This window comes from Actinomyces sp. Marseille-QA0893 (assembly GCF_976954355.1).
The window spans coordinates 317,219-342,303 of the sequence record NZ_CDRJSY010000001.1; the positions used below are offsets into that span (position 1 = coordinate 317,219).

22 protein-coding genes are annotated in these 25,085 nt (G+C 58.2%); 11 read left to right on the top strand and 11 right to left on the bottom strand.

Annotated elements, in window-relative coordinates; all coding sequences use genetic code 11:
• Positions 1–29 precede the first annotated feature (29 nt).
• The gene (gene ybaK, locus ACWNMW_RS01490) at positions 30–542 is read right to left on the bottom strand and encodes a Cys-tRNA(Pro) deacylase (RefSeq protein ID WP_009409047.1); all 513 of its coding nucleotides are present in this window, start codon (positions 540–542) and stop codon (positions 30–32) included.
• 116 nt (positions 543–658) lie between these two features.
• Positions 659–1,048 (bottom strand): YccF domain-containing protein, encoded by a 390-nt coding sequence (locus tag ACWNMW_RS01495; RefSeq protein WP_034502599.1) that lies wholly within the window; start codon positions 1,046–1,048, stop codon positions 659–661.
• 120 nt (positions 1,049–1,168) lie between these two features.
• On the opposite strand from ACWNMW_RS01495, the gene ACWNMW_RS01500 reads away from it, so the two are divergent.
• The gene (locus ACWNMW_RS01500; RefSeq protein ID WP_449489803.1) at positions 1,169–1,879 is read left to right on the top strand and encodes a YggS family pyridoxal phosphate-dependent enzyme; all 711 of its coding nucleotides are present in this window, start codon (positions 1,169–1,171) and stop codon (positions 1,877–1,879) included.
• Here the strand turns inward: ACWNMW_RS01500 and ACWNMW_RS01505 are convergent.
• From ACWNMW_RS01505 to ACWNMW_RS01540, 8 genes are all read right to left on the bottom strand, one after another.
• Positions 1,862–2,551 (bottom strand): Pr6Pr family membrane protein, encoded by a 690-nt coding sequence (locus tag ACWNMW_RS01505; protein ID WP_449489804.1) that lies wholly within the window; start codon positions 2,549–2,551, stop codon positions 1,862–1,864. The genes ACWNMW_RS01500 and ACWNMW_RS01505 overlap by 18 nt on opposite strands.
• A 20-nt stretch (positions 2,552–2,571) precedes the next feature.
• Entirely contained in the window at positions 2,572–4,419 is a 1,848-nt protein-coding gene (gene ilvD / locus ACWNMW_RS01510; protein WP_034502591.1) for a dihydroxy-acid dehydratase, read from the bottom strand.
• A 73-nt stretch (positions 4,420–4,492) separates the two neighbouring features.
• Positions 4,493–5,173 (bottom strand): DedA family protein, encoded by a 681-nt coding sequence (locus ACWNMW_RS01515; RefSeq protein WP_449489805.1) that lies wholly within the window; start codon positions 5,171–5,173, stop codon positions 4,493–4,495.
• 68 nt (positions 5,174–5,241) lie between these two features.
• Positions 5,242–6,432, bottom strand: coding sequence for a mannose-6-phosphate isomerase, class I (gene manA, locus ACWNMW_RS01520; RefSeq protein ID WP_034502588.1), 1,191 nt, complete (start codon positions 6,430–6,432; stop codon positions 5,242–5,244).
• Between the two features lie 99 nt (positions 6,433–6,531).
• Entirely contained in the window at positions 6,532–8,337 is a 1,806-nt protein-coding gene (cydC, locus tag ACWNMW_RS01525; RefSeq protein ID WP_449489806.1) for a thiol reductant ABC exporter subunit CydC, read from the bottom strand.
• The gene (locus ACWNMW_RS01530; RefSeq protein WP_449489807.1) at positions 8,334–10,001 is read right to left on the bottom strand and encodes an ABC transporter ATP-binding protein/permease; all 1,668 of its coding nucleotides are present in this window, start codon (positions 9,999–10,001) and stop codon (positions 8,334–8,336) included. The genes cydC and ACWNMW_RS01530 overlap by 4 nt, the downstream gene beginning before the upstream one ends.
• Before the next feature lie 231 nt (positions 10,002–10,232).
• Positions 10,233–11,384, bottom strand: coding sequence for a branched-chain amino acid aminotransferase (locus tag ACWNMW_RS01535; RefSeq protein WP_449489808.1), 1,152 nt, complete (start codon positions 11,382–11,384; stop codon positions 10,233–10,235).
• A 258-nt stretch (positions 11,385–11,642) separates the two neighbouring features.
• Entirely contained in the window at positions 11,643–12,701 is a 1,059-nt protein-coding gene (locus ACWNMW_RS01540; protein ID WP_449489809.1) for a 3-isopropylmalate dehydrogenase, read from the bottom strand.
• 527 nt (positions 12,702–13,228) lie between these two features.
• On the opposite strand from ACWNMW_RS01540, the gene ACWNMW_RS01545 reads away from it, so the two are divergent.
• The 8 genes from ACWNMW_RS01545 to ACWNMW_RS01580 all read left to right on the top strand — a co-directional run bounded on the left by ACWNMW_RS01545 (position 13,229) and on the right by ACWNMW_RS01580 (position 22,056).
• The gene (locus ACWNMW_RS01545; protein ID WP_449489810.1) at positions 13,229–14,320 is read left to right on the top strand and encodes a hypothetical protein; all 1,092 of its coding nucleotides are present in this window, start codon (positions 13,229–13,231) and stop codon (positions 14,318–14,320) included.
• Between the two features lie 65 nt (positions 14,321–14,385).
• Positions 14,386–15,078, top strand: a complete 693-nt coding sequence (locus tag ACWNMW_RS01550; RefSeq protein ID WP_449489811.1) for a hypothetical protein — start codon at positions 14,386–14,388, stop codon at positions 15,076–15,078.
• A gap of 25 nt (positions 15,079–15,103) precedes the next feature.
• Positions 15,104–15,427, top strand: coding sequence for a nucleotide pyrophosphohydrolase (locus ACWNMW_RS01555; protein WP_449489812.1), 324 nt, complete (start codon positions 15,104–15,106; stop codon positions 15,425–15,427).
• 580 nt (positions 15,428–16,007) lie between these two features.
• A complete protein-coding gene (locus ACWNMW_RS01560) occupies positions 16,008–16,241 on the top strand; it encodes a DEAD/DEAH box helicase family protein (protein ID WP_449489813.1) in 234 nt (77 codons plus the stop codon).
• 99 nt (positions 16,242–16,340) lie between these two features.
• On the top strand, positions 16,341–16,982 hold the full coding sequence (locus ACWNMW_RS01565) for an SAM-dependent DNA methyltransferase (RefSeq protein ID WP_449489814.1): 642 nt from the start codon (positions 16,341–16,343) through the stop codon (positions 16,980–16,982).
• Positions 16,983–16,984: 2 nt separating this feature from the next.
• Positions 16,985–18,613, top strand: a complete 1,629-nt coding sequence (locus tag ACWNMW_RS01570) for an Eco57I restriction-modification methylase domain-containing protein (protein ID WP_449489815.1) — start codon at positions 16,985–16,987, stop codon at positions 18,611–18,613.
• Positions 18,614–18,618: 5 nt separating this feature from the next.
• Positions 18,619–21,186 (top strand): DEAD/DEAH box helicase family protein, encoded by a 2,568-nt coding sequence (locus ACWNMW_RS01575; protein ID WP_048714277.1) that lies wholly within the window; start codon positions 18,619–18,621, stop codon positions 21,184–21,186.
• Positions 21,187–21,285: 99 nt separating this feature from the next.
• The gene (locus ACWNMW_RS01580; protein ID WP_449489816.1) at positions 21,286–22,056 is read left to right on the top strand and encodes a type ISP restriction/modification enzyme; all 771 of its coding nucleotides are present in this window, start codon (positions 21,286–21,288) and stop codon (positions 22,054–22,056) included.
• Here ACWNMW_RS01580 and ACWNMW_RS01585 read toward each other — a convergent pair.
• Positions 22,023–22,535, bottom strand: coding sequence for a PH domain-containing protein (locus ACWNMW_RS01585; protein ID WP_449489817.1), 513 nt, complete (start codon positions 22,533–22,535; stop codon positions 22,023–22,025). The two genes, ACWNMW_RS01580 and ACWNMW_RS01585, sit on opposite strands and share 34 nt — an antisense overlap.
• An 88-nt stretch (positions 22,536–22,623) precedes the next feature.
• Here ACWNMW_RS01585 and ACWNMW_RS01590 point away from each other — a divergent pair, with 88 nt between their 5' ends.
• Both ACWNMW_RS01590 and ACWNMW_RS01595 read left to right on the top strand, forming a co-directional pair.
• The gene (locus ACWNMW_RS01590; RefSeq protein WP_449489818.1) at positions 22,624–23,025 is read left to right on the top strand and encodes a hypothetical protein; all 402 of its coding nucleotides are present in this window, start codon (positions 22,624–22,626) and stop codon (positions 23,023–23,025) included.
• A gap of 274 nt (positions 23,026–23,299) precedes the next feature.
• Positions 23,300–24,949 (top strand): InlB B-repeat-containing protein, encoded by a 1,650-nt coding sequence (locus tag ACWNMW_RS01595; RefSeq protein ID WP_449489819.1) that lies wholly within the window; start codon positions 23,300–23,302, stop codon positions 24,947–24,949.
• The last annotated feature ends 136 nt before the right edge of the window (positions 24,950–25,085 follow it).

The window sequence follows — 25,085 nt, forward strand, 5'->3', positions numbered from 1 at the left end:
AAAATGCAAAAGTGCGCCACTCCGGACGATTAGGCCTGCGCTGCAAGATCAACGACCTCGGCACCAACGATTTCCGCTAGGTCAAGCGGACTCAGCTCCACGCTCACTCCCCTGCGGCCTCCCGATACCAGCATCGTTTCATGATCCAAACATGAGGAATCGATAAAGATTCGATGTTTTGTTGTCTGCCCCAAAGGACTAATCCCGCCAACGACATAGCCCGTACGGCGCTGCGCAACGGCAGGATCAGCCATAGCCGCGTTCTTCGCTCCGGCGGCTTTGGCAATGAGCTTCATTGACAGGTGCGCAAGCGCGGGAACACACCCCACCACGAACTCCCCCGTCGGCTCAAGCTTGACCATCAAGGTCTTGAAAGCAATTGCTGGGTCGATCCCCAATTTCTCAACGGTTTCTTCACCGTAGGCACGCGCGGAAGGATCATGCTCGTACTCGTGAACAACGAAAGGAACCCCGGCCTCGTTCAATTCCTCAATTGCGTGAGTGGGGCCTGAAGCGTGATCTTTGGAGTGTTTACGAGCCATACCCCCAGTGTAAGTCCCAAGGAAACAGTCTTTTGGTTTCAGCAAAAATAGAAAGCGGCCGGGCTGATGGAAATCAGCCCGGCCCTGAGTTTCACCACAAACAGCGGAGCGGCACTTTAGACGAAGGTCGCCTGCGGATCATCGATCACCATCTTGCCGAAGGGGAAGCAGGTGATCGGGATGAGCTTCAGATTGGCAATCGCCAAGGGAATACCGATGATGGTGATGGCCTGGAAGAAAGCCGTGATGACATGTCCGATTGCCAGCCAGATACCGGCAATGAAGAACCAGATCAGATTCATCAGTGCCGAACCAGCACCAGCTCCAGGCATCGGGACAACTCGTTTACCGAAGGGCCAGATAATGTAACTCGCAATGCGGAACGAGGCGATACCCGCCGGGATTGTCACGATGAAAATACACGCGAGCAATCCGAAAAAGATGTAGTCCAAGAACAGTACGAAACCGCCGAAAACTAGCCAAATAATATTGAGCCAGAAGCGCATTTCATTCCTTCCATCAAGTTGTACTGCATCAAGTCTCGCACAGCCGCCCCTCAATTGACGCTCGCTTTTCCCCTGATTCTCCCCCGATTTCTCCCTGAGTCGTGTGGCTACACTGAGACCATGACTATTCCTTCAGCGATTGCCGAGGCCATTGACCGCATCGACCGCGCACGCCAGGCCGCCGGTCGCAGCGATCGCGTCGCCTTAGAACTCGCGGTAAAAACTCGCACCCCCGAGGAATGTCGCGAGGCAGCCCAAGCCTTGAGCGATCTGGGACAGCCGATCCTCTTGGGGCATAACCGCGTCCAGGAAGCAACGGCAACAGTTGAAGCAATTAGACAGGTAGCGGGAGCACAGATCCACTTAATCGGCCCGCTCCAATCGAACAAGATCAATCAGGCCCTGGCCTGCGTCGACGCAATTGAATCGATTGATTCTGCCCCACTCGTCCAGAAAATCGATTCACGCCTGAGCCGAAAACTCCCCGTCTTCATCGAAGTAAACATCTCTGGCGAAGACACCAAACACGGCTGCAGCCCCACCGATGTCCCTGCCCTTCTCGAGGCCGTCTCCTCCTCGGCGCACCTGAGCCTCGCAGGCTTTATGACCGTCGGTCTCAACTCCTCTGCCGAAACAGATGTGCGCCGCGGATACGCCCAGCTGCACCAGCTACGTGACCACTGCGCCAAAGAGCTTAACCTCCCCACAGACACCCTTGAGCTGTCGATGGGGATGAGTAATGACCTCGAATGGGCGATTGCAGAAGGGGCAACAATCGTTCGAGTGGGAACCGCAGTTTTTGGGGCCCGGCGCTTAGCTGCGCGGGGATAGCGCCTTCCCGGCGATCCAATCGATCCCAACGATCGCACCGAGGAATACCAGCGCCCCGCACAAGATTGCGACGATATTGACGCATACCTGCTGGTAGCCCAAGACCGTCACATTGACGAAATCGTAAGGGTACTGGTGGACGAAGGCACCACGAACCAGCGTGTAGATGATCCAGGCAATCGGAATGACCAGAGCCTTAAGGACGACTCCACCGCTGACTCCTCCACGCGGCCCGCATGCCAATGCAACGACGATCATCAGGAGTGGAACAACGACGTGCTGGAGCGGGTTTGTCAGGACAGACCAGCCGCTCAAAACCTCAGTTGGACGGATCAAGAAGTGATAAACAATGGCCGTCACTGTGATCATCATGAGCGCACATAAATGCAACGCGCGTCCCCACGAGCCAATCTCACTGCCTCGAAGTGCGATGAGCGTTGCGACAATGGCAACCAGAATATTCGACCACTCCGTGAAGTAAGACAGGCATTCGATCATTCTCTGGCCAAACCCGGCCCAGCCAAAGGGAGCTCCACCGAACATCCCAGGCCGGGCCACGGCCTCGCGAGAATACCCGTCGACAGCGGTAATGACCAACGTGAGGACCACACCAAGCCACGCGGCAATTGCCACAAGTGCATAGCCCCAACGGCCAGCGGTCGCCAGAGTCATCTGCCTTCCTCTCAATGGTCCTATGCCCAGTCGGGAAGAATACGCACGCCGCCCTTATCCGCAGACGCGGCAAGCATTCCGTAGACCTTCAAGGCGTCGGAAACGTGACGCGAACGAGGCTTGGAGGGCTTCCAAGGAGCGGCCCCCTTCTCAGCGCGGCGACGCTCAAGTTCCTCATCGCTGACATTCACTCGAAGCAGACGCTTGTTGACGTCGATCTCGATCTCATCGCCAGTGCGGACCAAACCGATTGCGCCGCCTGCAGCGGCCTCGGGAGAGATGTGACCGATCGAGATACCAGAAGTGCCGCCAGAGAAACGACCATCGGTGATCAGCGCACACTTCTTACCCAGCCCCAGTCCCTTGAGGTACGAGGTCGGGTAGAGCATTTCTTGCATACCCGGTCCGCCCTTGGGGCCCTCGTAGGTGATGACGACGACGTCGCCTTCCTGAACCTTCTTGCTCAGAATCGATTCAACGGCCTCTTCTTGAGACTCCACAACGAATGCACGGCCAACGAAGTGGAAGAGTGACTCATCAATACCTGCGCTCTTAATAACTGCACCGTTCTCCGCAATGTTGCCGTAGAGAACTGCCAGACCACCATCCTTCGTGTATGCGTGTTCGACGTCGCGAATGCAGCCATTCTCGGAATCCGTTTCCAAGGACTCGAAGAGGTTCGCTGTTGAGAAAGCGTGGGTCGTGCGCACGCCACCGGGCGCTGCAAGGTAGCGATGCTTGGCCTCGTCAGTGGCGCTGCCACTACGGATATCCCACGCACCCAGCCACTCCTCCAAGGAAGGAGCATGGACGGAGTGCACATCGCGGTTCAGCAGGCCCGCGCGGTTAAGCTCGCCAAGCAGGGCGGGGATTCCACCGGCACGGTGCACGTGCTCGATGTGGTAGGTCGTTGAGTTCGGAGCCACCTTGCACAGGCAAGGGACGCGACGCGAAATCGCATCGATATCGTCCAAGGTGAAATCAACCCCGGCCTCGTGAGCGATCGCAAGAATGTGAAGAACAGTATTCGTGGAGCCGCCCATGGCAACGTCCAAGCTCATCGCGTTCTCGAAAGCGTGCTTGGTAGCGATCGAGCGCGGCAGAACCGAATCGTCATCGTTGTCGTAGTACGCGCGGCACATATCAACGATGCGGTGTCCAGCTTCCAAGAAGAGCTTCTTACGCTCAACCTGGGTGGCCAAGGTGGTGCCGTTACCGGGGAGCGCGAGGCCGATAGCCTCGTTCAGGCAATTCATGGAGTTCGCGGTGAACATGCCCGCGCAGGATCCACAGGTCGGGCAAGCGTTGGCCTCAACCTGGGCAAGCTGGGTGTCCGAAATCGAATTATCCACGGCCATGACCATTGCGTCGATCAGGTCGAGACGGTGCTCCACAACTCCTTCAATGGAGGCACCAGACTCCATCGGGCCACCGGAGACGAAGATCGTTGGGATATTCAAGCGCATGGCAGCGATGAGCATACCGGGAGTGATCTTGTCGCAGTTCGAGATACACACCAAGGCGTCCGCGCGGTGAGCGTTGACCATGTACTCCACCGAGTCCGCAATCACCTCGCGCGAAGGCAGCGAGTAGAGCATGCCGTCGTGGCCCATAGCAATGCCATCATCAACGGCGATGGTATTGAATTCCTTCGCGACGCCGCCCGCCTCGCGGATTGCGCCGGCGACAAGCTCGCCCATGTCCTTGAGGTGGACGTGGCCGGGAACGAACTGGGTGAAAGAGTTCGCGATCGCGATGATCGGCTTGCCGAAATCTCCGTCCCCCATGCCGGTCGCGCGCCAGAGCGCACGTGCTCCGGCCATGTTGCGGCCTTGAGTTGATGTTGCTGAACGCAAGGGCTTACTCATCGTTTACTCCCCCAATGACATTTTTGTAACTGTTTCAACCCTAGTTCCGCACGGGGGCTAGTTCTCACCCAGATCAGGAAATGGACGAGGCCTTGCGTACACTTTTCGCCATGTGGCGCGGTTTTGCGGCGCTTACTAAGGCTTTGCGAGCTGTCCACTTTTTGACCGCCCACACGGCCAGAACAATACCAGCCAGAGCAAAAACGATAAGTTGGTATCGCGAAATCCATTCTTCGACAAGCGCCCAATTCGCGCCGAGCGCATATCCAGCACCGATAAGGATCGAATTCCACACCGCTGAACCAATTGCCGTGTACACGGTGAAGGGCAGCAGTTTCATTCGTTCAATACCGGCCGGAATCGAAATCAAAGACCGCACGACGGGGACGATGCGTCCCAGGAGAACTGCAAGCGGGCCTCGGCGCACAAACCATGCTTCCGCGCGCTTGATGTCGGCCTCCTTAACAAAAGGAATCTTCGCGGCCAGGGAGTAGAAGCGCGCCCGGCCAAACCATGCACCCAAGGCATACAGGGCCAGCGCACCAGCCACCGATCCGAGCGTCGCCCACACGATTGCGCTGATCAGCCCCATACTTCCCGAGGCCGCAGCAAAGCCTGCGGAAGGCAGGATCACTTCGCTGGGGATGGGCGGGAAGAGGTTCTCCGCAGCAACAGCAATACCTACGCCGGGTGCACCAAGGGCACCAACAAGAGAAACAACGGCTTGGACAATAGGTTCAAGAAGATTACTCATGCCTGTAGCATCACGGCGCAAGGCATGGAAGAGTTTTGCTCACCCTTTGTGTGGGCTGTGAAATCCGATCACGGGGCGGAGCACTGAACGAGCTCGCCCTCGCCCGCGATACGCAAGTGGTGTTCCGCGGCAGAGATGAAGACGGCCTCGCCTTGCCCCAGCGTGCACTCCCCCGCTTCGGTCGACAAACTCAAGCGACCACGGGTGACAAGGGCAATGCGCGGACCCTCGCCCGGGACACGCAAAGCGGTGAGTTCAGGGGTGCAGGTCGTCACGGTGAGTTCGAATTCCTGCGCGGGAGCGAGGAAGCGATCCGAGTGCGGGCTGGGGTGCTCGGGAGCGAGGCGAATCGGCGGGAGCGCCGAAAATTCAGCGATTTCCACCAATTGCGCGCTATCGACGTGCTTGTGGGTGAGCCCCGCGCGAATAACGTTATCCGAGGCCGCCATGACCTCAACGCCCAGTCCCCGCTGGTAGGCGTGGATTTGGCGCGGCGGAATGTAGGCCGCTTCTCCTGCACGCAAAGACACGGGATTCATGAGGAATGCCAGGATGATTCCCGCGTCACCACCGTGCGCGGCCTCGAGCTCACACACCAGTTGATCCGCGCGAAGCGAAGGCGATTCCCCTGCTTCGAGGCGGCTCCGGCAGGCGGCGACAAATTCTTCCACCAACGGCGGAGTTACCGGTGAATCGATATCGAAGACCCACGAGGCCAAAGAACGCAAGCCCCCGCGAACCGTGGAGAGGTTGAGGCGACGGCGGAGCAATTCGGCCAGCTCCCCATCCAGCCCTTCGAGGAGTCGACGCGCCTTTCGAGGCACTCTAAAGCCAATAAGTGCATCGAAATCGGTCAAGGCGTAGAGCATCTCGGGCTTGTGGTTCATGTCCCGGTAGGAGCGATTCGGCGCGGTGCGCTCGATTCCGAGAACTTCTTCGCGCAGGTAGCCCTCACGCGCGATTTCCTTGGTGGGATGAACCTGAAGAGAGAGTGTCTCGTCCGGTGCAATGACCTTCATGAGGAAGGGCAGGTTGGTTCCGAAGGCGTAGAGGATGCCCGAGCCAAGGGCTTTTTTCGGATCCTGCGCAATGAGGTCACCCAGGGTTCGCCCATCATTGATGAGTGTTGGACCATCGGGGTGATTGCCAAACCAGAGCTCCGAAACAGGCCTGGGACCTGGGGTCTCACCCAGGAATTCAGCGATTGCGCTCTGTGAGCCCCAATCGTCAAACTTGCGCCAGCCCTGCAGCTGTTCCATCTGGTCTCCTCAGCCTTTCCGTGACACCGAGGTCCGTGCGTCGTTGGAGAACAACGAGTGGACGACGTTTTTCCGAAACACTCGGTATGTGTGAAAAGTTTAGCGTGTCCCCTCTTCGCGTTCAGCGAGAGCGCGTAACGCTCCACCCGATTCGTAGAGTTCATCCCAGGTTCCGCTCTCCACAATGCGGCCCGAATCCATGACGATGATGCGGTCGACATCGCGAATGGTGTCCAGGCGGTGTGCGACGACGATCAGGGTCTTCTCACTGGTCCGCCGGCGAATCCCAGCCAGCACGCGTGCCTCGGTTTCGCGATCAACTTGGGAGGTGGCCTCGTCAAGGATCATGATGGGGGTTTCGCGCAGGAGCGCGCGGGCAAGGGCCAGACGCTGGCGTTGTCCGCCGGAGATGCGCTCGCCCATTTCGCCGACTTTAGTGTCGATTCCTTCGCTTTCCGAGGCGACCCAAGCCGTCAGGTCAACCGCTTCCAAGGCGTCGCAGAGTTCGGCATCGCTTGCGTCAGGACGTGCAAGCAGAAGGTTTGCACGAATTGAATCGTTGAAGACGTGCGCGCGCTGCGGGGCCAGGGTGACAACAGAACGAATGTGATCTTGAGTGTCCTCACGCAGGTTCACTCCCCCGATGCTGATCGAACCGGAGTCCGGATCCCACACGCGGGCGAGCAGAGCAGCAAGTGTCGACTTACCCGAGCCCGATGCGCCGACGATTGCGGTTGTTGAGCCGGCCGGAATAGTGACAGTTACGTCGTGGAGGACTTGGGGGCGATGGTTCTCGTATCCTTCTGAGTCATCTTGGAGGCCTGAAGCTATAGCAACCTGCGGGTAGGTAAAGTCCACGCCCATAATCTGAAGATCGCCGCTGCCAGCGATGGGGTGAGGGGCTTCCGGATCGGGAACCAACGGTTCACGATCGGTCACTGCGAAGATTCGCGCTGCCGAGGCGTAGGCCTGGTCCAGATCCGCAGTGAGATCCTCAACCGCCAAAACCGGCGCAAAAGAGGCCAGTGCAACGCCCAAGGACATGGTGACCTGCGCGATGCTCAGTTTGCCTGAGGGGTAAGCCGAGCAGGCAACGAGGAGCTGAGCGATGACAGCCAGGGGAAGCAGTGCTTGATTAAAGCCTCGTCGAACGGCAATCCAGAAAGAGGTCTTGTACTGAGCTTGGAAAATGTACTCTTCCAGCTCGTCAGCCATTTCCTTCATGCGATGTTCCTGTGCACCGAAAGCAATGACTTCGCGCACGCCTTGAACCGAGTCGGTGACGTGGTGCGAGAGCCTACCGCGAGTCGCGCGAAGTACTTGCGCAGCTTCGTCGGTGGTCTTGCCACCGAAGATCGGAACACAAATCCCTGCCAGAACAAGGAAAGGTGCCAGAACAAGAGCATTGAGCGGCGAGATCGCCACGCCCATCCACACGACAGTCCCAATGGGAACAATCACTGCCGTTGCGAGGGGCACCAGGGTGTGTGCGAAGAAAACCTCGACACGATCGACGTCTTTCGTGACTCGCGACAGAAGGTCACCGGTGTCTGCGCCCTCGGTCATTGCTGGAGCCTGAGGCTCAAGAGAGTCGAAGAAATAGTTGCGCAGGAGGGCAAGAGAACGGAAAGCAACGTAGTGTCCCGCGTATTGCTCGAGGTAGCGGAACAGGGCCTTGAGCAGGGACATGATCACCAGCGCCCACACCACCCATGACAGGGTGACCGAGGCCGGATCCGAGGCATAGGAGCCCAATGCCCATGTTCCCACCGCAAAGAGCGCGATCCCCAAGACCAGCGCAACAATACGCGCAATGAGAGAGAAAACAAGCGGGAAAAGGACGGGACGAGCGACGCGAATGAGGCGGCGCGAGAGGTCCATGCGCGTGAAGCTCTGGGGGTTCATCGGAGTCCCCCTTCCTTCAGTTCAACCTGGCGGTCTGCGTGGGCTATCGTTGCTCCTCGGTGAGAGATTGTGATGGTCGTACGCCCACGTGCAACGGTATCGATTGCCTCCAGAATTCGCCTCTCACTTTCGAGGTCAACGTGCGCAGTCGGCTCATCAAGAAGCAGGATCGGGGCATCTTTGATAAACGCCCTGGCAAGTGCGACGCGCTGTGCTTCACCGCCTGAGAGAGCCAGTCCCTTGTCACCGACGCGCGTATCCAAGCCTTCGGGAAGCCTCGCCAGAAGATCCTCGAGGCCGACGGTGCGCAATGCCGTGAGGATGTCCTCATCGCTGGCTGCGGGGTTGGCGATCAGGATGTTCGCGCGCAAAGTGTCAGAGAAAAGGTAGGTGGTTTGTTCAACAACTGCGATTTGCGAGCGAACCCATTGCAGGGGTACCTGAGAGATATCAACGCCATTGATGAAGATGGATCCCTCGCTGGGACGGTGGTGTGCCTGGATCAGGCTTGAAAGCGTTGACTTTCCAGCGCCAGAGGTACCCGTGATGGCAATGTGCTCACCGGGGGCGACGCGAAGGGAAGCTCCGCGCAGGATCGGGGTGTCGGCCTCGTAGGCGAAGGAGACGCTGTCGATGCGCACTTCCCCGGGTTCGGGAAGCGAAATCGGAGCAAGAACGCCATTTTCCGCCGGGTCGATGACCTCTGGGGTTTCGCTGGTGAAGCGCTTGATTTCGCGGGTCGCAGCGATTCCACCCATGCCGATGTAGAAGAATTGGCCGATCCGATCCAGAGGGTCGAGCATGATCGAGGAGAGCAGAACAAGGGTGATGGCCTGCCCGATGGTGAACCAGCCATCGCTCAGACGCCAGTAGGCAAGAGCGGTCGCACCGGTAATCATTCCCAGCGAGAAGACACCATCAACAACCAGCAGGACCATCTGGTTTCCGGCAAGGTAACGCATGACCTTGCGGCGAACGTTTTCTGCGGCCTGTGCAAGGGTGCGGCCCACGCGCTTTCCAGCTCCGATGTAGGACAGTGTTGAAAGTCCCTGGATCGCGTCAAGTTCTTGGGCAGCGAGCGCTCGCGATGCTGTGCGGTAGCGCTTCGACACGGAACGGAACGCCCTTTGGAAAGCACCGACAGTAAGGGGAACAACGGGAATAGAGATTGCCAGGACCGCGGCCGATACCCAGTCGAAAGTAAATACGACTGCAACGACCATGATCGGCGTGATCAGCGAGGCCAGCATGGGTGCAATGAAGGTGCCTCGATAATTGGAGCTGCGCTCAACACCATCGGTTGCAGTATTGACGATGCGACCCGAGCGTTCCTTCGTGCGCTCGCTGACTCCCAAGCGGAATACCTGGGTGACCATGGCGTGACGTAGACGTGGTTCTTCTGCGCGCAGGCGTGTACCTCCCGAGAAAGAGGCGCTAAACGCCATCATTCCTGCTGCTAAGGCTAAGAGTGAAAGGTATCCCAGTGACGGGAGACTGATATTGCCGCTGATGAGAGCATCAATGACTAAACCGAGCTCGATGTAGAGAATGATCAGGAACATCGCAGGCAGCAGATTTTTGATGATCTCGATGACGTTCGCCATCCGCTGTTTCGGGAAAGGCTTCGGTACTGCGCTTGGCGAGGCGTTGAGCTCCGGTCCCATCGATTCGCTCTCCTCATTGGACTATATGACGTCATTTCATTATGACGCTACTTAGGACTACCTTAGCTTCTTAATGACAGAAAGTCATATAGAAGGCTGGGGCAAAAAGAGGGTGCATAAAGGGGCGTTCGGATTACTCCGAACGCCCCTTTATTAAGGTTTACAACGCGAACTAGCGGACACACCCACGCTTAAGTGCGCGGGAAGGCGGCCACGGCCTCGTCAATCGGGTCAGGCCAGACGGTACATCCAGCCGAAGGGATCCTCCGCGCGACCCATCTGGATATCCGTGATGTCCTTCCAGATCTGGTGGGTGACAGGACCCGCGGGAAGCTCGACATCGAAATCATCCGACGCAAGGCGTGCAATCGGGGTCACGACCGCGGCGGTACCACAAGCGAAGATCTCAGCAACCGAGCCATTCTTAATACCCTCGACCAGGTCGGCCAGAGCGATGGATTCTTCGGTTACCGGCACGCCACGCGAACGCAGCAGTCGGCAGATCGCGCTACGGGTGCCACCCTCGAGGATCACGCCGGTGAGCTTGGGGGTACGCACGCTTCCGTCGGCCATGACGACGAACATGTTCATGCCGCCGAGCTCTTCGAGGTACTTGTGCTCGTAGGTATCCAGGTAGCAGACCTGCTTGAAACCGCGCTCTGCAGCCAAGTTCTGCGGGAGCAGCGAGGCCGCGTAGTTACCGCCGGCCTTCGCCGAACCGGTTCCGCCAGGGCCAGCGCGGTGGTACTGCTTCTCAACCCAGATGGAGACGCCGGTCTGAGTGCCCGACTTGAAGTAGGGGCCAACCGGGGAGCCGATGACGTAGAAATCAACCTGATGGGCGGAGCGCACGCCGAGGAAGGGCTCGGACGCGAAAGTGAAGGGACGCAGGTAGAGCGAGGAACCCTCGGCACCCGGAACCCACTTTTCGTCCGCACGCACGTAGTTGACGAGCGCACCCACGAAGTCCTCGCGGTCCAGCTGAGGCATGGCCAGACGCCAATTCGAGTGGTTCATGCGCGCGGCGTTGAAGCCGGGACGGAATGTCCAAATGCTGCCGTCGGAGTGACGGTAGGCCTTGATACCTTCGAAAGCGGACTGTCCGTAGTGAAGGACAGCGGCCGCGGGAGACAGGTCAAGAGGACCGAAGGGAATGACCTCACGCTGGCCCCATCCGGTTTCAGGCGTCCAGCGCATGTGTGCCATGTGATCGGTGAAAACTGTTCCGAAGTTCAGTTCCTCCATGGCCTTTTCATAATCCGCCTGCGGAGTCGGATTCGGGTTCTGGGTCAGCGGGAAACGACCAGCCAGTTCATCTGCCGAAGGCAGAGGCTCCTCCCCCAATCGCTCCAATTCGGTGGGAGTGTGCTGCGTTTCTGTCATCGTGTCCTCCTCAAAAGCTGAAGTAGCTTCAGAATATTCCCCTTGCGGGGGTCAAGCATGGGGTGGTCCGCCATCTGACCCGTTGGGGGTACCTTCCGATTCCCACGCCCAGGGCCTGACTGTCTTCTGGTTCCCACTCCCCTGGCGCGACTGCCTTCCGGTTCGCGTTCCCGGTGCTAACTTCGCGTTCCTCCAGGCTGTGCCGCGCTTTCGGGGCGCGAGCACCTCTCGGTTCCCACTCCCCCGGGCGCGGCCTCGTTAGCGGCGAATCAGCGCGACCAAGTCATTGCCGATCTGCTCGGTCGTACGCACCAAGGGATCGCCAGCAGCGTTAGCCGCCGCACGATTGCACATATCCTCTTCAATCGCATCCATGATCGCGCGCGACTGATCGGCATAGCCGAGGTGGTTGAGCATAAGCGCAACAGAGGCAATGGTTGCGGTCGGGTCCGCCTTGCCCTGACCTGCAATGTCGGGCGCGGAGCCGTGGACAGGCTCGAACATTGAGGGGTGCGCACCTTCGGGGTTGATATTTCCCGAGGCCGAGAGGCCAACGCCGCCAGTGACGGCTCCCGCCTCATCGGTCAAGATGTCGCCAAAGAGGTTATCGGTGACGATGACATCGAAGCGACCCGGATCAGTCACCATGTAAATCGTTGCGGCATCAATGTGGCAGTAGTCGACGCGGACCTGCGGGTATTCGCGGCCCACTTCCTCGACGATCCGGCTCCACAGACCGCCGGCAAAGACCAAAACATTGTGCTTGTGGACCAGCGTGAGGTGGTGAGCCGGACGGGCTGCTGCCTGTTCGAATGCGTAGCGCACCAAGCGCTCCACGCCAAAGGCCGTGTTGACGGAGATCTCCTGTGCGACCTCGTGAATCGTGCCCTTACGCAGGGTTCCACCGTTTCCGGCGTAAAGGCTTTCGGTGCCCTCGCGCACGACGATGAAGTCAATGTCGCCGGGGTTGGCCAGCGGGGTCGGGACGCCCGGGTAGTAGTGCGAGGGGCGCAGATTCACGTAATGGTCCAGGGAGAAGCGGAGCTTAAGGAGCAGGCCGCGCTCAAGAACACCTGAGGGAACCGAAGGATCGCCGATCGCACCCAAGAGGATGGCATCGTGCTGGTCGATGACCTCGAGGTCCGTGTCGGTGAGGATCTCGCCGGTGCGATGGTAGCGGCGCGCGCCAAGATCGAATTCTGTGTACTGCAGTGTGACATCAGAGGGAATGACAGCTTCCAGAGCCTTGATGCCTTCGGGGACGATTTCCTGCCCGATGCCGTCACCGGGGATTACTGCGAGTTTCAGATTTGTCATGTTGCCATTGTTGCGCGGGGGCGGCAGGTCGGCAGAAGGTGTCCATATTTCGGGGTGCGGCGTGCGGGGCCGGCCCCCAGCGCCAGGGCGAACCACGGCCGCGTACGCAAACCCCCGGGCCAAACCCAGCCACGGCCCTCGTGCCCAGCCCCTGGCCCCCAGGTATCGACACCAATTGGCAGCATTGACGCTACTTGGCGACATCGCGTACCCCAAAAACCGCGATTCCCGTCCTCCAAACGGTGCCAATCACGCCAAACAGTGTCAATCCGCTCCGATATAGCCAGACTTAGCCGTGAATACCCGGCACGAAGCACTCCAACCAGTGTCAATCCGCCTCGAAGTCACCGAATCGCGCCGTAGACGCCACACACGAACCGCGAAATAGCGCTATACCGCCCGAACACCGCGCAAAAGACCCGCTTCGCACGCAACAAACTTTTCCACAACGCTGGATTGCAACGATTCATCCACATGTTTTCGGCCGGAAAACACATAGCCTTCTCCCCCGCCCCACACTGTCCACTATGAGCACGCAACTGCCGAACGTGACCTTGAGCTATCGCGGGAGTTCCTCCAAAAGTTCCCATCTCAAGGGGCAATTGCGCTTACACCGCGGCGCCTACGTTCAACTGCCATTTGACCTCAGTAAGGCGAAGCCCTGGGAAATCTGGGAGTCAATTGCGCTGGCACGCATTATTGCGTCAGTACAGCAAGGAAAAACGACACCACTTGTGGTTGGCAGCTCTGCGCTTCTACTTCACGGGGTACGAGGCTGGATCTCAAACCCAAACGTTGAGTTGTATCAGCCGCAGCGCCGGACAAGCCAGCTCATTCCTCCGTGCAGATGCGGGACAATTTCTGTGCCCGCGATCCTGCGAGTCTATCGGCGCACTCCCCCAATTACCTCGGAACGCACGCGGGTTTCAGGGATACTGACCGAACACCCTTACGATGCGCTCATCCGCTGCGCAATGCACGATGATGCGCTTCAAGCCTTCGCCCTTGGATGCAGTGCCCTCCACAAGTGGTCCGGGTTTAGTAACTTTTCGCAAGATACGTGCCGAGGCCGTGCCGAAGTCATTCGAGAGAAGCTCCTTTCGCGTTTGGAACGTGCAGAGGGCCACCGAGGTTGTGTCCGCGCGCGACGGATCCTGAGTTCGATTGATCCGGGTTGCGACAATCCTGCCGAGGCCGCACTCACGTGGGTGGTTCGCGCACTATGCCCCTACGAAGTTTCGACGCAATATGAGCTCTCAGCAGGTGGCCGACGCTTCTTTGCCGACATCGCAATTCCACATTGCAAACTCATTATCGAGTTCGATGGAATCGAGAAACTGGGTTCAACACAAGGCGAATTCGACCGCGCAAAACGTTCGTGGGTTCAACGCGAACAAGCTCTGCAAGACCAAGGTTGGCGTTTCCTCAGAGTCAATTGGATAGATTTCAATGATTGGAATGAACTTCGCGGGCGGATTAGTCATGCGATCGGGGTAGCTTCGAAGCCTATTCCCGCTCGTTACGCACTGTTGTGGGAGCCTCCAAGCGAGCGGTGCGATGGTGAAGGGCGACGCTTTCGTGCCCACGAGTGGAATGGGTCAGATGTGGGCTGGACTTAAAATCTGTTTTCCGTTTGTGAGTCAAACCGGCGCGAACTGAAGGTGGGAGTCAGTAGCATAATCACATGTCGACAACCATTGATGTTTATCCGACAATAAATGCCCTTCCTCTTGTCGAGGAGATTCGTGGGCGCACACAAGAGTTATTTCAAACATTGTTGAACCGTCACGGTATCGGTTCAACAATCGAGGTTAAAGCTCGCTATCCCTCTCCAGCGGATAGGCCAATTGAGTACGTTGAAAAAGACACGGTGTGGACACCGGATTTGTATCTCACTTTCGATTACTTGATTGACGGGATCTGGGATTCGGCTTCTTGGCCTAGTTGTTCTTTCGTCGAAGATGACGATCGAATTAGCGAAGAAGACTTGGTCTACCCATTCAACTCGAAACCAGAGCACCTTGGCTTGTGGTACATCGTTGAAGAATTCGAAGATATTGTTCCTCCGACTCGACTGGCAAAAATTCTGGCACAAGACCACTACTGGTCCGACGAACGTAACTTTGCTGGCCCTCCCGTTGCTTCAACCGGTTACGGATTGGTTTGCGCAGCCCTGGCTGAAGCAACCGATGGAATCATCGCTTCATTTGACAGTGCATTCGACGGAAAGCACAACGGCGAAACTGCTGAGGAGTTCCTTTCCTGGTGGGGCGACAGACAAATCAATTTCTATGGCGAGGACGCGTTCAGAAATCCGCGAGGGAAGAGATACCAACTAGTCATTGGCTTGAAAGCTGGTGCATCTGCCACCAGATAGGAGTGCTTCACAGTAAAGTGAAAGCATGCTTGACGATGCGGTTGCACAGAAATTGCGCGCGTTCTCTGAGGAGCGCGATTGGGACCAGTTCCACACGCCCGAAAACTTAGCGAAATCAATTTCTATCGAGGCCGCGGAGCTTTTAGAGTGCTTCCAGTGGTCGCCCGATGGGGATCCCCAGGCAGTCAAGGAAGAGCTCGCCGATGTCCTCACCTACTGCTACTTCCTTGCAATGAAGGTCGGGCTTGAGCCAGATCAGATCGTCTTAGAAAAGCTTGCTGTGACGGCGCAGAAGTATCCGGTTGAAATGTCTCGTGGGAGCAGCGTGAAGTATGACCAGCTGGATTGATCCGCCTGATAACAGCGATTGACACCTGCACAAATCCGCGCAACACCAATACAAAAACAGCGAAAAATAACACGCAAAAATTACATCTACGTGATTCAGATGCATTAATCTGGGAATACGCAGCACACCTTCGGGGAAATCCCCAAGAATGCAGCCAGTGATCAGCGATGTTCACCCGGCATCTATCCGCCACACAGAAGGGCATCTCCATGCACAGGGATTCCAATGCAGACCAGCTTGCATTTGAAGTTAATGGCACCCCAACGCCCAACGGAAGCTCTACCCCTTCTGTATCTACGGTCACTGAGCCTTCCACTCCCCCGTCTTCTTCAGCCAGCGCTCTGGACTCACTGCTGAACGAGTACCGTGCACGCGCGACAAGCGAACGCGAGAAGGACACGCTCTTCGAAGAACTCACCCGTCAGTTCCTGCTACATGACGCGCGTTTCGCTCATCAATTCGAAGAGGTCTATCTGTGGGGCGAGTGGCCGGAGCGCCGCACGGGTGACACTGGCATCGACTGGGCAAGAACGCCCAAGACGCGATCGAAGGCCAGCCAATCCCCGTCTCGCGTATCACCTTGGCGGATCTGCACGATTCAGACATCGACTGGCGCACGTATTCACTGGGCTCGATGCAGGCACCCAAGACCCGCGAGCGCAAAGTTCCTCGAGATCACCAGGTACGCGCACGTTCCGCAGTCATGGAGGGGTTCACCAAACACAACCGTGGAACCATGGTCATGGCTTGTGGCACCGGCAAGACCTTCACGGCGCTTCCTCAACACCATGAGGCAGCCATGGTGATAATTTGAGGAGCAGTCTTTACGCACAATCGTGCGCAAAGAAGCCAGCAACACCCACTCTGTTAGCCACCCCAAGGCCTGCGGCGTGCCCAACCAGGAGCAGCACGAATGAGCGAAGACGACAACCTCGTGAAATCCAAACAACGAGTTGCCGACCACGGCGAAGTCTTCACACCCTCCTGGATGGTCAACGACATGCTCGACCTCATCAAAGACGAGTCAGAGCGCATCGACGCCAGAGTGCTCGAGCCAGCCTGCGGTGAAGGCGCATTCCTGCAAGAGGTACTGCGCCGCAAACTCACAACCTGCCAGGCACGCTACGGCAAGAACGAGTTTGAACGCCGCCACTACGGACTGCTCAGCCTGATGTGCACCTACGGTATTGAACTGCTCGAGGACAACGCCCAGATCTGCCGAGACAACCTGCACGCGATCTTCGTCGACTTCCTCGGCCCAAACGCAGAACCCGAGTGGGCACAGGCAGCCCGCGTGGTCCTCAAGACCAACATCGTCCAAGCGGACGCACTGACCATGAAACTTCCGAACGGTGAGGCAATCACCTTCGCCGAGTGGGGGTATCTCGGCAAGGGACGTTTCCAACGCCGCGACTTCCTCTACGGCGACCTAGCCAAGCGATCCGCCTTCGGTGAGGACACTCTGTTCGGGAACATGGAGATCGCCGACATCTTCACCCCCACCACGTCGTTTCCCGTGATGAGCGTGTCTGACATCGCCGCACTGGAGGCGTGAACATGGAGGGACTGCTCGGACGCGCACACAACCCTGATGTGCTCACCTGTATCGCGAACCTGTCCAACGACGAGGTCTTCACCCCGCCAGAGATGGCCAGCGCAATGCTCGACATGGTTGCCGAGGCATGGGCCGCCGACCATGGCGGTGAGAACCTGTGGGCGAACCCAGACGTGACGTTCCTGGATCCGTTTACGAAGACGGGCGTGTTCCTCCGGGAGATCACCCGCCGACTCGTCGAAGGCCTCGAGGCACAGATTCCGGACCTGCAAGAGCGGGTCAACCACGTTCTCACCAAGCAGGTGTACGGGATTGCCATCACTGAGCTCACTGCGTTGATGGCTCGGAGAAGCCTCTACTGCTCCAAACGCGCGAACAGCGAGCACTCGATCTGCGCTGCCTTTGACACCCCGGACGGGAACATCTGGTTCGAACGAACCGAACACACCTGGACGGGCGGCACCCGCGAGAGCCGCATTGATCCAATCACTGGAGACAAGATCTTCGTTTACACCAACCGCAAGTGCTCCTACTGCGGGGCAGGCGAAAAAGAATATGGGCGTGGCGAGGGTCTTGAGACACACGCGTACGCGTTCATCCATACCGATGACATCAAACAACGTATCAACGAAATATTTGGAGCCGCCATGCACTTCGACATCGTGATTGGAAACCCTCCCTACCAGTTGGGATCTGACGGCGGTACGCGAGACATTCCTATCTATCAACACTTCGTCCGTCAGGCTAAAGAACTTGACCCAAGCCTTTTGATGATGATCATCCCATCTCGTTGGATGGCAACGGGTCTTGGTCTAAACGATTTCCGTCGTGAGATGCTGACAGATCGCCGCATCCGAGCTCTCGTTGACTATCAAAATGCGGCAGGCATCTTTCCCGGAGTCGGGATTAACGGTGGTGCATGCTACTTTCTATGGTCCAATCAATACAAGGGTGACTGTGAAGTCACCACAGTTCGTGCTGACAAATCGACAAGTAGCTCAACGCGCCGGTTGGACGAATTTGACATCCTCATCCGCGATGCCCACGCACTCCCCATCCTCAGAAAAGTGCAAGCTGATGACCCACCATCAATTAATACAATCCTTGCCCGCGACAAAGAGTTCGGATGGACCTCAAACTTCCGAGACTTCGGATCGCGCCCAGGTGAAGATTCGGTTCCGATCTACTACATCGAGTCCATGCAGCGAAAGATGGGTTATATCTCGAGGAATAGAGTAACCAAGAGTGCCGAGCTGATCGACACCTGGAAGCTCCTGGTGCCAGAAGTCGGCTCCGGACGGGAGCGGGAACGTACTGGCGTCGATCTAGTTCTCGGCCCGTCGCAAATCGCACCGTCACCATCGGTATGTACGCAGTCGTTCCTATTTTTCTATGCCGACACGGAAGAAGAAATCCGATCTATCCGGTCCTACTACTCCACAAAATTCTTTAGATTTCTGGTGTCACTGCGAAAGATCACCCAGCATGCGACACACGCTACCTACCGCTGGGTTCCTATCCAATCCTGGGATCGGACGTGGACAGACGAGGAACTCTACAAAAAGTATTCGCTGACCGAGACTGAGATCGCCTACATCGAATCGCTCATTCGTCCGATGGATCTGGACTGACAACCATGCGCTCTGTCGAGGATCTCCTACCTGTCCGTTCGTCTGTGCGGCTGCGGATCTACGCGTGGTCACCAAAGAACCCCGCGCCTGAGTATCAGGGACTCATCAAGGTCGGTCAGACTACGCGTGAGGACGTGCGTGAGCGAATCCGCGAGTCCCAGGGCCAGGTGCAACAAGAGTTCACGCTGTATGCCGATGAGATCGCCCAACGTGACGATGGGTCACTCTTCCGCGACAAGGACGTCATCGAGCGCCTCAAGGCCAAGGGATTCGAGAACCCTCACTTCGGGTCCGCAACTGAGTGGGTGCGATGCAAGCCGCGCGACGTCCTGTCGGCGATTGCAGAACTACGTAAGGGTGTGGTCTTCACCGGCCACCACTACCAGACTTTCGGGATGCGACCTGAGCAGGCGCGTGCGGTGGACCAGACCATCGGCTATTTCGAGTCGATCTGGGCAGAAGACCCCGACGCTGTGCCGCGCTTCTTGTGGAACGCGAAGATGCGTTTTGGCAAGACCTTCACCTCCTACCAGCTCGCCAAGCGCATGGGAGCTCAGCGCGTCCTCGTGGTGACGTTCAAGCCGGCCGTGCAGGACGCATGGCATGAGGATCTAGCCAGCCATGTTGACTTTGATGGCTGGCAGTATCGCAACACCGATCTCATGGCTGAGCAGGGCCCCGGCGACCCGGACAAGCCGCTGGTGTACTTCGGCTCCTTCCAAGACCTGCTGGGACGGGATAAGAAGACTGGGCTGATCAAGTCAAAGAACGAGTGGGTTCACACCATTAACTGGGACCTGGTGATCTTCGATGAGTACCACTTCGGTGCCTGGCGCGAATCGGCCAAGGCTCTGTTCGAGGGCGAGGATCAGAAGGTAGCCGACAAGGAGTTGGCTGCCGAGTTCGCCGATGGCGCGCTGGACACCTTCGATACCGAGCTCGATGAGTTGGGCAGTGAGGAGGCAGAGTTCTTGCCCATCACCACTCGCGCCTACCTCTACCTTTCCGGCACTCCGTTCAAGGCTCTGTCAACGGGTGAGTTCATTGAGGAGCAGATCTTCAACTGGACCTACACCGACGAGCAGGAAGCCAAGGCTCGGTGGGAGCTCGAGCGCCCTGGTGAACGAAACCCTTACGGGTCGTTGCCGGAGATGCGGCTGCTGACCTATCAGATGCCCGATGACATCCTCTCGGTGGCCGCACAGGGCGAGTTCGATGAGTTCGACCTCAACACCTTCTTTGAAGCCACTGGAGAGGGGGACGCTGCCCGTTTCGTTCACGAGTCGGATGTGCAGAAGTGGCTTGACCTGATCCGTGGTGAACACGCACCGACGCAGCTTGACTCCCTCAAAGCCGGCAGCAAGCCACCCTTCCCCTATGCGGATGCTCGCTTGCTGCCCTACATGCAGCACTCGTTCTGGTTCCTTCCCTCGGTCGCCTCGTGCTTCGCGATGGCAAACCTGCTGCGCGCCCGCCACAACACCTACTGGCACTCCTACGACGTCATCGTTGCCGCAGGAGCAAAGGCCGGCATTGGTGTGGCAGCCCTGCCACCCGTGCGCGAAGCAATCGATGACGGCTACGACACGAAGACGATCACGCTCTCGTGCGGCAAACTCACCACGGGAGTGACGGTGAAGCAGTGGTCAGCGATCCTCATGCTGCGTAACCTCACCAGCCCCGAAACCTACTTCCAAGCTGCGTTCCGGGTGCAGTCGCCATGGGCGATCACCAACCCCAACGGTGACAACCCGCACGAGGAGGAGGTCCTCAAGCCGGTCGCCTTCGTTTTCGACTTCGCCCCCACCCGGGCACTACGGCAGATGGCCGACTATGCCAGTGGCCTGAACCCCACCGCTGAGAGCCCCGAGCGAGCGGTTGCTGATCTGGTGAAGTTCCTCCCGGTGCTCGCCTACGACGGGGCGAACATGAAGGAGATCAACGCCGGAGAGATCCTCGACATTGCCATCTCCGGCACCTCAGCCACCTTGCTGGCCAAGAAGTGGGAGTCCGCGATCCTGGTGAACGTGGACAACATGACTCTGCGCAAGATCATGGACAACCCCGATGCCATGAACGCCATCATGAACATCGAGGGCTTCCGTGCGTTGGGCACGGACATCTTCGAAACGGTTGTCAACAAGAGCGAAAAGGTCTCGGCCACCAAGAAGGAAAAGGGCGGCGACCTGACCAAGAAGGAGAAGAAGGAACTCACCGAGGAAGAGAAGGAGTACAAGTCCAAGCGCAAGCAGATCCAGGAAAAGCTCATCAAGTTTGCTACCCGGATCCCCGCGTTCATGTACCTCACCGACTTCCGTGAGAACACGCTGCATGACGTGATCACCAAGATCGAGCCGGACTTGTTCAAGAAGGTCACCGGCCTATCGGTGGCTGACTTCAACCTGCTCGTGAACCTCGGAGTCTTCAACTCGATCCATATGAACCAGGCGGTCTTCGCGTTCCGCCGCTATGAGGACGCCTCGCTGCACTACACCGGCATCCGCTCCCACCCGGAGCAAAAGCGCCTGCTTGGCCTCTATGACACCGTCATCACCTTGGAGGAGCAGCGCTGAGCGACCGATAGGCGCTAACACACCGCTAACGGGCGCATCGCTGATAGCCGACTTGGGGACATTCCTGTTCCGGATTCGGCTATCGGCGCATCGATCCCCGTGATCCTGGACGGCTACAGCCACGTCGATAACGTCACGGACGCGACCTTGGCCTCGTACCGGGAGCACTACGGGGATGCGGGGATCACGAAGGAGGACATTTTCTTCTACGTGTACGCGCTGCTGCAGCACCCGGAGTATCGCGAGCGCTACGCGGATGATTTAAAGAAGATGCTGCCGAATATTCCTCGTGCGGCGGGTTTCCACACGTATGCGAGCGTGGGCCGCGAGCTGGCGGACCTGCACGTGAACTACGAGCGGGTGGAGCCGTACCCATCCGTGCAGGAGGAGGCGAGCCTGCACGCGCCCGCGGACCCGTGGGAGCGCTACCGGATCGGCGAGCGCAAGATGCGTTTCCCGAAGCTGGGGAGCAGTGATAAGGACGTCACGCGCTTGGAGTACAACGACTACGTGACGCTCACTGGGATTCCAGAGAAGGCGCAGGGGTATTCGATTTCGGGTCGTAGCCCGCTCGAGTGGATCATCGACCGCTACCAGGTGAAAACAGACAAGGCGTCGGGCATCGTCAACGACCCGAACGACTTCCTATGTGAGCATGGCCGCCCCGACGCGGTCGTCGACCTGATCAAGCGCCTGGTGACGGTCTCAATGCGCACCCAGGAGCTCCTGGAGACGCTGCCGGCCCTTGAAATACGAACAGTAGAGCGCCGATACAGTTCCGTGCGTCTACATTCCAGCTTCCGAATGAGTATTTTAGAGCTGCTGCCGCGTCCCCCTCACGAATTCGGGTCGGCGTCGATCGCTCCTTGAACGTCGTTGAACAGCAGGTTCGAGATCTCGACCTGCACGATCTCCACATTCGGCACGTCGTGCAGCAGCAGCGGGTCATCGGCCGAGGTCTGCAAGGCCAAAGTTCCACACCCGAACAGGCGATCGTTCAGATCCTTGACCATCTGAATGTCCGAGATGCGACTGAGCGGCAGGTCGTGCCCTGTGCGCTGGAAAATACCCGAGCGCGTAATGATCCGCTTCGTCGTCACCGTATAGGTCGCGGCCATCCACTTGACCCAGGGCACAACAAATAACGGAATCGCAATGATCACAAAGACGATCCAAATTGCCGGCAGCGCCCACTTCCGCGAGTCCACAGGCACAAACACCGATCCAACAATCGCGGCAACAAGCAGCAGCGCAACCGCCACAATCCTCCACAGCAGCACCTTGATGTGCGTGTGCATATGACGGACGACAACTTCATCTTTGCTCAGGAGCTTTTTCGACAAACCCATACCCTCATTCTGCCAGACCGCGCCCCGCCCTTCTGACAATTTCGACTCCCCTCGAGCCTGCTAGTCTGGAACAGTCGAGAGGAAACACATGAATACCCTGGTCACTATCCTTCTGGTTTGCGCCGCACTCATCGTTGTCGTTGCCGGCCTCCACCTCTTCGTGACTGGACTCTTGGTCCGCAACCAAGCGGTTCGCCCGCCTCTCGGTCTCTATCTGCGCGATATCCCGGTCGGCTCGCACGCCTGGAACGCCGGCCATCAAGCCGTGTGGGTCCTCCTCTTCATGGGCGGAGTCCTGGGCACCGCGCAGGGAATCGCCGTGATCGCAATGGCTTTCATGCACTCCCCTGGCTCAACCTCGACGAGCCTGATTTTCCTTGTAATGGGAGCGCTCACCGTCGGAGTCCTCGGCTGGAATGCGCGAGCAGGTGCAACCCAGGTTGCGCTTGCGACGATCGAAGAAGACCAGTCCTCCACTGACGAGGCCTAGCGGCAGCTTCCCGACTGCCCCCACGCTGCACTCCTCAAAACACACACGAAGTCGGCAAATGTCATGCCTTATAGCCTGCGTCTTTTAGTGACTTCGTGTGGAGGACGGGGGCCAAGCAAGACACCAGTGAACGCAAGAACTGCTCACATCCAGCTTTCTTTCAGCTATTTTCGTTGAAATGACCACATTTTCGCAAAACTGTATGGAACTGCAGGCTCGCTGCGTTACAGTGGAAACCTATCTCAAGAAAACCTGAATTTTCTCTGGAGTTTGCATGATCCTGTCAATTATTCGTCAACGCAGAGCGCTCGGCGTGGCCGCAGCGCTCATCACTGTCCCCCTCGCGGGCGCAGCACTGCTCACCCCCACTCACGCAGCCTCGGCAGCAGACGGGAGCACGGCCTCGGCAATCACGCGCCCCGAAGTTTGCCAATCCCCCAACACCGTCATCAAGAGTGTCTTCTCCCCCGACGGCGACGTTGACAACTCACTGACTATCAACCACAACCCGACGGCTACAACTGCCACCGACGAAGCGGACCGCTTCGGTGAAATTGAGATCGCACAGGGCTCGACACTGACTGTTTCGGGCGAGTTCTCCAAGTACACGACCTCGCGCCCTCTGGGTGGCACTTTCAACGTCAACACCACGATCATCGCTGCATCACCCTCGGGGATTGGCGGCGACTTCGACCCCGACCTGATCGGCGTCATCAACACCTCAACCGACCCGATCTCCCAGGCAAACAACGGCGGCAAGCTCTCCTACATTTTCAAGGCAACGAATCGCGCCGAGGTCGGAAAGACCTACATCGCGTACTTCCACCACACACTGATGGGAAACTCAGACTCCCCCATCAACACCGGCGGAAACACGAATCACCTGTTCTACACGGGCTTCCGCGTAAAGGTTGTTGCGCCGAAAAACTGCGCCCCCATCGTCTATGACGCAAACGGCGGCACCATCAAGGGCCAGCCGACCTACACCGACGCGGTGGCCTCGACCGGTACTTCAATTACGACGCGCACGAGCCTCCTCACTGAAGAGCCCATTCGCGATGGCTACACCTTCGTGAACTGGACGAATAGCACGACTCTGCTCGGCACAACCTACACCTATACCTACAAGGCGGGGGCAAATGTCTCCGTATGGACGACCGCTGCCACCACGAAGACCTGGGAGCAACTGCTCGAAACTAACACCTTCAAGGCAGTGTGGGCACCGAAGTACTCTCTGCGCTACGACGCGAATGGCGGCTCGACGACGCCACCAAGTGTTGAGGGCAACTTCGAGGTTGATCGCAAGACCGGTGACGTTACACAGCCTTCGGTCACGAAGACCGCTGCTGACGCAATCACTCGCGACGGCTACACTTTCAAGGGCTGGAAAGACCAGGCAAGTGGCGAGGAATTCACTCCCGGTGACGCGGTCGAGCTGACCACCGCGAACCCGAACCGCGTGCTGGTTGCACAGTGGGAGCAAAACGTTGTTCCTACCCCCACCCCCACGACCCCGGCGCCTTCAGTAACCACACCGGCACCAGTTCCGTCAGTAACCACTCCGGCGCCTGTGCCTTCGGCCTCTACTCCCCCGGTCGCGCCGACCACTCCTGCAACGCCTGCAACTCCGGCAACGCCTTCCACTCCTCAGTCTCCGGCTCCGGTTGTTCCCAACCAGCCCTCTGACCCCGGTCAGCCCGGCGGTAACCCGGCTCAGCCCGGAACAGACAACCCGGCACAGCCTGGAACAGGCGACCCAGCACAGCCCGGTCAGCCTGCACCTGAGCAAGGCACGCAGGGTGGAAACGCTCCGCGAGCACTGGCACACACCGGTTGGTCACCCGTCGCTCTTGCTGCCTCGGCAGCCTTCTTGAGTATGGGAATCACGGTCCTCATGGCAGCGCGTCGCCGCGGCGAAAACTGAAGCGCTGCGGTGAAAGCACCTAGGGCCCGCTCAGCGGAATAGCCCTAGGACTGCCAACACATTTCAATACAAACAGCCGGGGCCGGGGAGCATAATCGCGCTCCCCGGCCCCGGCCTCGTCAATCAGCAGATAAAC

Excerpts from the sequence above, each read along its gene's own strand:
- ybaK (WP_009409047.1), bottom strand. The coding sequence starts at position 542 with ATGGCTCGTAAACACTCCAAAGATCACGCTTCAGGCCCCACTCACGCA.
- ACWNMW_RS01495 (WP_034502599.1), bottom strand. The coding sequence starts at position 1,048 with ATGCGCTTCTGGCTCAATATTATTTGGCTAGTTTTCGGCGGTTTCGTA.
- ACWNMW_RS01500 (WP_449489803.1), top strand. The coding sequence starts at position 1,169 with ATGACTATTCCTTCAGCGATTGCCGAGGCCATTGACCGCATCGACCGC.
- ACWNMW_RS01505 (WP_449489804.1), bottom strand. The coding sequence starts at position 2,551 with ATGACTCTGGCGACCGCTGGCCGTTGGGGCTATGCACTTGTGGCAATT.
- ilvD (WP_034502591.1), bottom strand. The coding sequence starts at position 4,419 with ATGAGTAAGCCCTTGCGTTCAGCAACATCAACTCAAGGCCGCAACATG.
- ACWNMW_RS01515 (WP_449489805.1), bottom strand. The coding sequence starts at position 5,173 with ATGAGTAATCTTCTTGAACCTATTGTCCAAGCCGTTGTTTCTCTTGTT.
- manA (WP_034502588.1), bottom strand. The coding sequence starts at position 6,432 with ATGGAACAGCTGCAGGGCTGGCGCAAGTTTGACGATTGGGGCTCACAG.
- cydC (WP_449489806.1), bottom strand. The coding sequence starts at position 8,337 with ATGAACCCCCAGAGCTTCACGCGCATGGACCTCTCGCGCCGCCTCATT.
- ACWNMW_RS01530 (WP_449489807.1), bottom strand. The coding sequence starts at position 10,001 with ATGGGACCGGAGCTCAACGCCTCGCCAAGCGCAGTACCGAAGCCTTTC.
- ACWNMW_RS01535 (WP_449489808.1), bottom strand. The coding sequence starts at position 11,384 with ATGACAGAAACGCAGCACACTCCCACCGAATTGGAGCGATTGGGGGAG.
- ACWNMW_RS01540 (WP_449489809.1), bottom strand. The coding sequence starts at position 12,701 with ATGACAAATCTGAAACTCGCAGTAATCCCCGGTGACGGCATCGGGCAG.
- ACWNMW_RS01545 (WP_449489810.1), top strand. The coding sequence starts at position 13,229 with ATGAGCACGCAACTGCCGAACGTGACCTTGAGCTATCGCGGGAGTTCC.
- ACWNMW_RS01550 (WP_449489811.1), top strand. The coding sequence starts at position 14,386 with ATGTCGACAACCATTGATGTTTATCCGACAATAAATGCCCTTCCTCTT.
- ACWNMW_RS01555 (WP_449489812.1), top strand. The coding sequence starts at position 15,104 with ATGCTTGACGATGCGGTTGCACAGAAATTGCGCGCGTTCTCTGAGGAG.
- ACWNMW_RS01565 (WP_449489814.1), top strand. The coding sequence starts at position 16,341 with ATGAGCGAAGACGACAACCTCGTGAAATCCAAACAACGAGTTGCCGAC.
- ACWNMW_RS01570 (WP_449489815.1), top strand. The coding sequence starts at position 16,985 with ATGGAGGGACTGCTCGGACGCGCACACAACCCTGATGTGCTCACCTGT.
- ACWNMW_RS01575 (WP_048714277.1), top strand. The coding sequence starts at position 18,619 with ATGCGCTCTGTCGAGGATCTCCTACCTGTCCGTTCGTCTGTGCGGCTG.
- ACWNMW_RS01585 (WP_449489817.1), bottom strand. The coding sequence starts at position 22,535 with ATGGGTTTGTCGAAAAAGCTCCTGAGCAAAGATGAAGTTGTCGTCCGT.
- ACWNMW_RS01590 (WP_449489818.1), top strand. The coding sequence starts at position 22,624 with ATGAATACCCTGGTCACTATCCTTCTGGTTTGCGCCGCACTCATCGTT.
- ACWNMW_RS01595 (WP_449489819.1), top strand. The coding sequence starts at position 23,300 with ATGATCCTGTCAATTATTCGTCAACGCAGAGCGCTCGGCGTGGCCGCA.